The organism is Acetobacter sp. AN02, assembly GCF_029759835.1.
GTDB lineage: Bacteria > Pseudomonadota > Alphaproteobacteria > Acetobacterales > Acetobacteraceae > Acetobacter.
The window spans coordinates 1-3,285 of sequence record NZ_JAJJND010000151.1; the positions used below are offsets into that span (position 1 = coordinate 1).

Genomic DNA, 3,285 nt, shown 5'->3' on the forward strand with positions numbered 1-3,285 from the left:
GAAAACAGTCAGCACACACAGCCACAAAGTACAACCCTCACGTGCCGCAATCAGCCCTTAACTGACGACACGCCGTAGGTCGGATTATAGCTTAGACACCTGTCCGAAAAATGGGGGCCACCTCTGAGATCGACATCACACCGGGTCAGGATGCGGATATCAACCGGACGGAACCGATGCTGGAAAACATCGATCCGGATGCCTTCCTTGCTGACAGGGCGTATGACGCAGACAGGTTGATCGACCGATTGACAGAGCGCGGCGTTACCCCGGTCATTCCGCCAAAACGTAATAGAACGATGTAGCGGAAAACAGACTTCGCTCTTTACAGGGAGCGTAATCTTGTCGAGAGGTTCTTCAATAAACTCAAGCAGTTCCGTGCCATCGCAACACGCTACGATAAACTGAAATCAACGTTCCTCGCAGCCGTGCAGTTTGCCTCAGTCATCATCCTCCTTAACTGACGACACGCCGTAAGAGGGCTTTCGTACTCTCTGGATTATTATTGTGTCATCAGCAGACTCTGAAGGCAGAATGTTCAGAAGAGCGGGATACGAAAAAAGCCGGCACATGGATGCCGGCTTTTTGCTGTCTGCGAGTATGAGATTACTCTGCAGAGTCAGAAGACGCTTTCTTCTTGCCGTGATGATGTCTTTTGCCGTGGTGGTGCTTCTTCTTGCTTTCTTTGGAAGAAGAGTCATCAGACGCGGCGGGGGCGGGGGTCTCGGCTGCGGGCGGCTGGGCCTGCGCGGCTTCTGCCGGAGCTGTTGCCGTTGCGGGTGCGGCTTCCGGGTCGGCTGCGAAAGCCGGAGCTGAGATGCCGGCGATGGCGAAAGCGGTGAAGGCAGCGAGAAGTCTGGTTCTGTTCATGAAAAATCTCCGGACTGACTGAAGAGATATGCATTCCGGACCGGTCACGACATCTTCGGATGAGGGGGCCCGGGCAACCTCTTCCGCTGTCGATAGCACGGACGGTCAGGGGCGTCTCTGATGAAATTTTTTTAAGTTGAAGGTAATATCGGCATGTTGTCATAAACCTGCCGTAATCCGGAAAATCTCCTGTGAGGGAAGCATATTTCAGCTGACCAGACGCAGTCCTCTCCGGTGGGAGGGAGTGCCTCTGGGGAGTTCCATGGGCAGAAGCGGATCGGCATCGGCCGGGACGTTCTCGCGCGGGGCATCGGGGAGCCTCTGTCCGAGATAGATATCGGACAGGGCGCGGAAGGCATAATCCAGCAGCGAGGTTGCATAGCCTGCCACAGGATCACCTTCGACCGTTCCGGAAGGACCGAAGCAGGAATAGGCGAAGCGGCGGACATAGTCCTCCAGCGGCGCCCCGTATTGCAGGCCGATGCTGACGGCTTCACTGAAGCATTCCATGAGCCCCTTGACCATGGGGCTCTCGCGACCTGGTGTGATGGCGATTTCGCCCGGCGTTCCGTCTTCATATTCTCCTGTGCGGAGGAAGAGACGATGTCCGCCGATGCTGGCCTTCTGCATGATGCCGCCGTGGCGTGCGGGCAGGGTACGTGCAACGCCGCGCGGCATGAGAGCTGCGGGGAGGGGGGCTCCGGCATCCGGCCGTGCGGGCAGGCGATCTGCAAAGCCCGTAAGGGCGCGGTACATGGCCGGATGCGCGTCGGGTCCGGGCAGGTTCAGGACGCGATCCCCGGCAAGCTGTGCGGCGAAGGCGGCCTCAAGCGTGATCTGCCGTGCGGCGAGGCGCGCGAGTGTGCTGGCGGCCAGGCGGCCATCCGGGCGCAGGGGGGAGTAGACCGGGGCGAGACCGCAGGCTTCGCTTCCGAGCAGGGCATCGACCGGCCCAGGCACGGAGAAGCCGGTTTCAATGCGGGCTTCCGGTTTGTCGGTTTCGGTCGCGGCCCGGCTCCAGGCCTCTCTGGCGACGGGTGCGAGGCCCGGAATGACATTCCGCACGGGGGGCAGCGGCAGGGTGTCGCAGCCCGTTCCCTCGCGGGCAACGAGAGTTGCGAGCGAGACGAGCGCGCAGGCGGCATCCCGGCCTGTCTCGCTGTCGTAATCGAAGCCGAGACCTGCCAGGCAGACATCGAGATTGGTCAGAAGGATATCACCGGCGACGATGGGGCCTGTGACGGGAAGTTCAGGTTCCGCAGGTGCTTTTTGCGGGAGCGGGGCAAGAAGGAGGTCGAGCTCTCCGTTGCGCTCCTCTGCGCTGCTCCCGGCGTGTCTGCGCAGCAGGGTGCAGATCAGACGCAATGCGGCCACGAAGGTTTCTCCGGCGAACCCTTCTCCGGGAACGACGAAGGCGCCGAGATTGACGATAAAGCCGGGCCGGCGGTCGTATTCACCGGTCCAGACCGATGCGACCGGGGCAGCCTGACGGAGCAGGAGCATCCATGCCAGGGAGCGTCCGTTGCTTTCGGGATCTGCCACAGAATGAACGAGGCGACTGATCCAGGCCGTGCTCAGATCTGCGAAAGAGACAGGATCGGCGCTGTCGCGTCCGGTTCCGGAGCTGAGCTGCACCAAAGCAGCGGCGGCGTCATCATCCCAGCCTTCCGGCAGGGTGACGTCCCGGAGCGGTTCGTCCGGATCGGAGGAGGCCTGCAGGGTGTGCATCTGCACCCCGGTCCAGTAGCGTGTCGTCGCGTTCATGATGCCTGATCCTAGCCTCTCCGGCCGGGCTGTGACAGGCGCGGGGACGATATTCATTCCGGGGAAAACGAGGATATGGGGGATAACTTCTTTCCGGCCCTGTGTTCAGAGACATCCGGAAAGACAGCAGTCTCTGTTCTGCCCCGGAAATGAAAGAATCCGGATGAGGCGTTTTGCCCCATCCGGATCGTCAGGGCCGAGGATCAGGACGCGACGGCGGTGCGTGCGTTATCGGCGGCGATGAACTGGCCGATCGTGTAGTCTCCGGCAGGAAAGACCGGTCCGTGCTACGTGACGCCGCGGGTTGAGGAGAAGGTCTCCGGAGAGATGGTGGAGCCCAGATCGGCGGCCTGGCTGCCCGGGACGTGGTATTTTGTCATGGCGGCAGTCATGGTGGTGATGTCGAGTATGCTGGTCAGCGTGCTCTTGTCCTGTGACGCGTAGTTATTCATCAGCGCCGTCTGGTCTGGGTCGTCCGGTCTGGCTGTATCTGACAGCGGGTCAGGTCAGTGGTTTTAGGTTCTGTTGACAAAAGACGGTAGCCACAATTTTACGGCTGCGAGGTTAAGAAAGACGAGAAACGATATTCTTGTCTTGTCATAGCGTGTGGCGATACGTCGGAACTGCTTCAGCCTGTTGAACATCCGCTCG

3 protein-coding genes and 2 pseudogenes are annotated in these 3,285 nt (G+C 60.3%); 1 reads left to right on the forward strand and 4 read right to left on the reverse strand.

What is annotated here, in order from left to right; all coding sequences use genetic code 11:
* Window positions 1-101: 101 nt before the first annotated feature.
* A pseudogene (locus tag LOC54_RS11810) lies at window positions 102-464 on the forward strand (IS5 family transposase); the annotation flags it as partial.
* A 142-nt stretch (window positions 465-606) separates the two neighbouring features.
* On the opposite strand, the gene LOC54_RS11815 reads toward LOC54_RS11810, so the two are convergent.
* From LOC54_RS11815 to LOC54_RS11830, 4 genes and pseudogenes are all read right to left on the reverse strand, one after another.
* Window positions 607-870 (reverse strand): hypothetical protein, encoded by a 264-nt coding sequence (locus LOC54_RS11815; RefSeq protein WP_279313990.1) that lies wholly within the window; start codon window positions 868-870, stop codon window positions 607-609.
* 207 nt (window positions 871-1,077) lie between these two features.
* Window positions 1,078-2,634: a vitamin B12-dependent ribonucleotide reductase gene (locus LOC54_RS11820; protein WP_279313991.1), complete on the reverse strand. Its 1,557-nt coding sequence runs from the start codon at window positions 2,632-2,634 to the stop codon at window positions 1,078-1,080.
* 287 nt (window positions 2,635-2,921) lie between these two features.
* Window positions 2,922-3,086, reverse strand: a complete 165-nt coding sequence (locus LOC54_RS11825; RefSeq protein ID WP_279313992.1) for a hypothetical protein — start codon at window positions 3,084-3,086, stop codon at window positions 2,922-2,924.
* A 63-nt stretch (window positions 3,087-3,149) separates the two neighbouring features.
* A pseudogene (locus tag LOC54_RS11830) lies at window positions 3,150-3,285 on the reverse strand (IS5/IS1182 family transposase); the annotation flags it as partial.

What these genes read in the sequence shown, in the direction of transcription:
- LOC54_RS11820 (WP_279313991.1), bottom strand. Translation starts at nt 2,634, where the DNA reads ATGAACGCGACGACACGCTACTGGACCGGGGTGCAGATGCACACCCTG.
- LOC54_RS11825 (WP_279313992.1), bottom strand. Translation starts at nt 3,086, where the DNA reads ATGAATAACTACGCGTCACAGGACAAGAGCACGCTGACCAGCATACTC.
- LOC54_RS11815 (WP_279313990.1), bottom strand. Translation starts at nt 870, where the DNA reads ATGAACAGAACCAGACTTCTCGCTGCCTTCACCGCTTTCGCCATCGCC.